1 rRNA gene is annotated in these 994 nt (G+C 51.0%); it reads left to right on the top strand.

Annotated elements, in window-relative coordinates:
• Positions 1-994, top strand: a 23S ribosomal RNA gene (locus KBW95_RS24445); the annotation flags it as partial.

Below are 994 nucleotides of genomic sequence, written 5' to 3'. Positions count from 1 at the left end.
ATGCAAAGCGAACGCGGCGAACTGAAACATCTAAGTAGCTGCAGGAAAAGAAATCAACCGAGATTCCCAAAGTAGTGGCGAGCGAAATGGGATGAGCCTGTACGTGATAGTCGATTGAATAGTGGAAGCTTCTGGAAATAAGCGCCATAGCGGGTGATAGCCCCGTACACGAAATTCAAACGGTGGTACTAAGCGTACGACAAGTAGGGCGGGACACGAGAAATCCTGTCTGAACATGGGGGGACCATCCTCCAAGGCTAAATACTCGTAATCGACCGATAGTGAACCAGTACCGTGAGGGAAAGGCGAAAAGAACCCCGGGAGGGGAGTGAAATAGATCCTGAAACCGTGTGCATACAAACAGTCGGAGCCTCTTCGTGGGGTGACGGCGTACCTTTTGTATAATGGGTCAGCGACTTACATTCAGTGGCGAGGTTAACCGAATAGGGGAGCCGTAGAGAAATCGAGTCCGAACAGGGCGACAGTCGCTGGGTGTAGACCCGAAACCAAGTGATCTACCCATGGCCAGGATGAAGGTGCGGTAACACGCCCTGGAGGTCCGAACCCACTAATGTTGAAAAATTAGGGGATGAGCTGTGGGTAGGGGTGAAAGGCTAAACAAACTTGGAAATAGCTGGTTCTCTCCGAAAACTATTTAGGTAGTGCCTCAAGTATCACCATCGGGGGTAGAGCACTGTTATGGCTAGGGGGTCATTGCGACTTACCAAACCATTGCAAACTCCGAATACCGATGAGTGCGAGCTTGGGAGACAGACGTCGGGTGCTAACGTCCGGCGTCAAGAGGGAAACAACCCAGACCGCCAGCTAAGGTCCCAAAGATTGGCTAAGTGGAAAACGAAGTGGGAAGGCTAAAACAGTCAGGATGTTGGCTTAGAAGCAGCCATCATTTAAAGAAAGCGTAATAGCTCACTGATCGAGTCGTCCTGCGCGGAAGATGTAACGGGGCTAAGCCAGTCACCGAAGCTGCGGATAT

The organism is Massilia sp. ZL223, assembly GCF_018119395.1.
Lineage (GTDB): Bacteria > Pseudomonadota > Gammaproteobacteria > Burkholderiales > Burkholderiaceae_D > Telluria.
Note: the sequence above shows the minus strand (reverse complement) of the source record. Positions and strands in the feature narration are given on the sequence as shown.